This is a genomic window from Bacteroides sp. ET489 (assembly GCF_030518095.1).
GTDB lineage: Bacteria > Bacteroidota > Bacteroidia > Bacteroidales > Bacteroidaceae > Bacteroides > Bacteroides ndongoniae.
The window spans coordinates 1-3,576 of sequence record NZ_JAULLJ010000086.1 but is presented as its reverse complement, the minus strand read 5'-3'; the positions used below and the strand labels follow the sequence as shown (position 1 = coordinate 3,576).

The 3,576-nt window shown below is 42.4% G+C and carries 4 protein-coding genes; all 4 read right to left on the bottom strand.

Annotation, left to right across the window (positions count from 1 at the left end; genetic code table 11):
* On the bottom strand, positions 1–683 hold a 683-nt coding region (locus tag Q3C19_RS17995), incomplete at its 3' end, for a hypothetical protein (RefSeq protein WP_302731199.1).
* A 767-nt stretch (positions 684–1,450) separates the two neighbouring features.
* Positions 1,451–2,467, bottom strand: coding sequence for an inorganic phosphate transporter (locus Q3C19_RS17990; RefSeq protein WP_071150662.1), 1,017 nt, complete (start codon positions 2,465–2,467; stop codon positions 1,451–1,453).
* Between the two features lie 15 nt (positions 2,468–2,482).
* The gene (locus Q3C19_RS17985; protein WP_071150661.1) at positions 2,483–3,130 is read right to left on the bottom strand and encodes a DUF47 domain-containing protein; all 648 of its coding nucleotides are present in this window, start codon (positions 3,128–3,130) and stop codon (positions 2,483–2,485) included.
* The coding region (locus tag Q3C19_RS17980) for a VTT domain-containing protein (protein ID WP_302731194.1) at positions 3,127–3,576 on the bottom strand (450 nt) is incomplete at its 5' end. The genes Q3C19_RS17980 and Q3C19_RS17985, both read right to left, overlap by 4 nt.

The window sequence follows — 3,576 nt, the reverse complement described above, 5'->3', positions numbered from 1 at the left end:
GTTCCGTATCTGGCACGGTAATATTCCATTTCTTCTTCATCGGTGAAGGAATACACTTCTTCCGCTATCGTATTCTTTACAAGACGGAATGTGCTGCCTCCTTTTTTCAGTATGGCTGTAACCTTTGGAATATGCAATGTCTCACAGTAGCCGCTTATTTCCATAGGATGCACGTGCAGGCGTGTCTTTCCTTTTACAAGATACATGGCCAGTGACGTACAGCCGGTTCTGACCGTATCGAATTCTTCTTCATGAAATTTCTCTTTTATTTCCTTGTAGAATGCGTCCGTTTTCTCATGGGAAAGATCTTTTTCCCATTCATATCCGGTTTCCAGACTGAAAAGCAGATGGAAGAGGGTTGTCCGTCCGGTCTTGCTTTCCCAGTATCCGTAAAGGTCGGCCGTACTGGATTTCGGTCCGAACCTGTATCCGTCTGGAGTATAGCTTTCCATCACTTCCATGAGTGAATTCATGAAATTTTCCGATTCTTCGGAATTCCACCATTCTGACGTATCGTCATCCATGGCATAAGCCGGTATATGGTTCATAACCTGCAGATATTCCGGAGTCTCTTTCAGAATGTCCAGCATCCTTGTGACGGCTTCCTTCCTTTTTCTGATGGAGAACAGTGCCGTTCCGGTATCCGCGTGAAGCCTGTTCTGTGTCTTCTGGTCTGTAATCATGACTTCTGATATTTATTGTTATATATCGTCTGCCTGTAAGGTACAGGCATTCTTATTTCTTGTTGTCCCTGTTGTCTGTTTGCCCGCATCCTTGCAAGGCTTGGCGGGAAAAAATACCGGAGCGAAGCGAGGATGATTTTTTCCCGCCAACCAGCCCGGCAGGGCCGCCTTGCGGGAGTTGCGCGGCAAACAGCTATTTTTGCAGCAAGAAATGAGGATGCAGTCATTTTATCCTTGTAAAAACTGGGAATTTAATGATTATGATTATAGTAATAACATGCACATATGCCGAATTATGAAGCCTGCAAATATGGCTAAAATGATGTTGTAGGCTTTGTCTACATATAACACTGAAGACTTATAAACTAACGCCTTAGATTTTCCCGATAAATGTATCTTTGCTAAGATTAGCTTTGCTTACATATATTAATTTATGTACCTATAAACTCTTATAAATAATCATATTAGGACTATAAAACACATGAAGTCTTTATACAAAAACTGAAACAATTAGAAACTTAAAGATGATTGTTGCCTTTTGGCAAATGTTCATTATCGTAAAAAACAAAAGATTGCCTTGTGAAAAACTTCAAATTTTATAGGGTGAAAAAACACAATATTAGCTATAATAAAAAAATCCTATCAGTTCCTCAATAGGGAGTCTGATAGGATACTTTTCATATTCACCCTTTTATAATTTGGATGAAATATTCAATATAGTTTTAACTTTTACTTTATTAGAATTTAGTGTTGATGTTTCAGTAAGATCAAGTTATTAATAATATAAGACTATAAACAGTTGCAGCGAGTATCGCACTTATTGGAATCGTAAGGGTCCAAGCCGTCATTAAGCTTTTGGTAATTCCCCAACGAACAGCTGATAAACGACGGGTAGCACCTACTCCTATAATGGCTCCTGATATGGTATGGGTAGTACTTACCGGAATCTTTAGGTATTCTGTGAGATAAAGAGTGAATGCACCCGCAGTCTCAGCAATGACACCTTCTAAAGGGGTAACTTTGGTAATTCGATTTCCCATGGTGCGCACTATTTTCCATCCTCCCGACATGGTTCCCAGTGAGATTGCGGTAAAGCAGGAAAAAGCGACCCAGTCGGGTAAATCGCCTACGTTGTTTACCCCCATGCCAATGCCTTGCGAATGGGCTGCTATCAGGGCAGCTGCAATGATACCCATTACCTTTTGCGAGTCGTTAAGTCCATGCCCGATGCTGAACAGGGCGGATGAGAGCAACTGTAGTCTTTTAAACCATTTCTCTGCGGTGTGGGGATGGGCCTTACGGCACAGATTCAGCACTATCAGAGTGAAGAGGAAGGCTACAAGCATACCTATGACTGGAGCCAGAAAAATGAAAAGCACGATTTTCAGGATAACCGAACTTTGAATGGCACCAAATCCATAAGCTGCAATGGCGGCTCCCGCAAACCCGCCGATAAGTGTATGGGATGAAGAAGAAGGAATTCCTCTCCACCAGGTCCACAGGTTCCAGATGATGGCTGCAATCACTCCAGACAAGATGACTGGCAAAGTAATGTATTGCTCATAGACTGTTTTTGACACAGTGTTGGCAATGCCGAAATCACCGATAAGGTATTTAGCGATGAAAAACGCCAGAAAATTGAAAAAGGCAGCCCAGATTACAGCCTGGAGCGGAGTCAGCACCTTGGTAGAAACAATGGTAGCTATTGCGTTGGCTGCATCATGAAAACCGTTGATATAGTCAAAAATCAGGGCCAGTACAATGATGGTGATGAGTAATTCCATGTGCAATTCTTTTTTTCAGGCATATTTTACGATAATGTTTCTCAGGAGTTTTCCTACATGGTCGGCGGCATCTGTCGTCTTTTCCAGTTCCTGCATGATTTCTTTTGTCTTGATCAGTTCAATGCAGTCTGTTTCTTCATTAAACAGTTGCATGATGAAAAGGTCATAGACCTCATCCGCATGGTTTTCTATCTCATGGAGCTTCTGACAGTAATCTTTCAGTCTGGACGGATTTTTGCTGAAGGTTTCCAGCTCATCCATGGCCTTGCAGATGATGGAGGCTCCTTGTTGTATGAGGACAGCCAGCTCTTTTCCGCTGTCTGAAATGGCGTGCGGCTTGTAGATGGCAATCCGCTTCGAGGCACTGTGAATGCGGTCGGTCACGTCATCGATGGAAAAGGCCAGGTCATGTATGTCTTCCCGGTCAAAGGGGGTGATAAAGGTCTGGCCTAGCTCCATGAAAATCTGCTGGGTTATCTGGTCGCCTTTTCTTTCAGCCTCCTTCACTTTGTGATAATACTCCTGCCATGTCTCTGGTGTGTCATGGTTCATGCTGTCAATCAGAAGTTCAGAAGCATTGAGTACGGTTTGTGACAATTGGTTTAATAAAGGAAAGAATTTGCTTTCTTTGGGTACAAATCGGTTTAACAGGGAATTTTTCATACTGTTGTTCGTTTATTTTTTATTCGTATATATTCAATGAGGGCAGGGCAGAGTGAAACCAGTACGATGCCCATCAAAAGTATTTTGAGGTTTTGCTGCACAAAAGGGATGTTTCCAAAGAAATAGCCTGTCATGCAAAAAAGTAAGACCCAGACAGCTGCCCCGACAAGGTTGTAAATCATAAACAAGTAATAATTCATGTGTCCCATTCCGGCGACAAACGGTGCAAAAGTGCGGACAATGGGGACAAAACGGGCAATGATTATGGTTTTTCCGCCATATTTCTGGAAGAAATGATGGGTTTTCTCCAAATGACTTTGCTTGAAGATCTTTGAGTCTGGTTGGGAGAACAGTTTTTTCCCGAAATAATGTCCAATCAGGTAGTTGCAGGAATCACCAAGCACGGCTGCGATGAAAATAACCATCATCAGCAGGCTTATTTCCAG

What these genes read in the sequence shown, in the direction of transcription:
- Q3C19_RS17990 (WP_071150662.1), bottom strand. Translation starts at nt 2,467, where the DNA reads ATGGAATTACTCATCACCATCATTGTACTGGCCCTGATTTTTGACTAT.
- Q3C19_RS17985 (WP_071150661.1), bottom strand. Translation starts at nt 3,130, where the DNA reads ATGAAAAATTCCCTGTTAAACCGATTTGTACCCAAAGAAAGCAAATTC.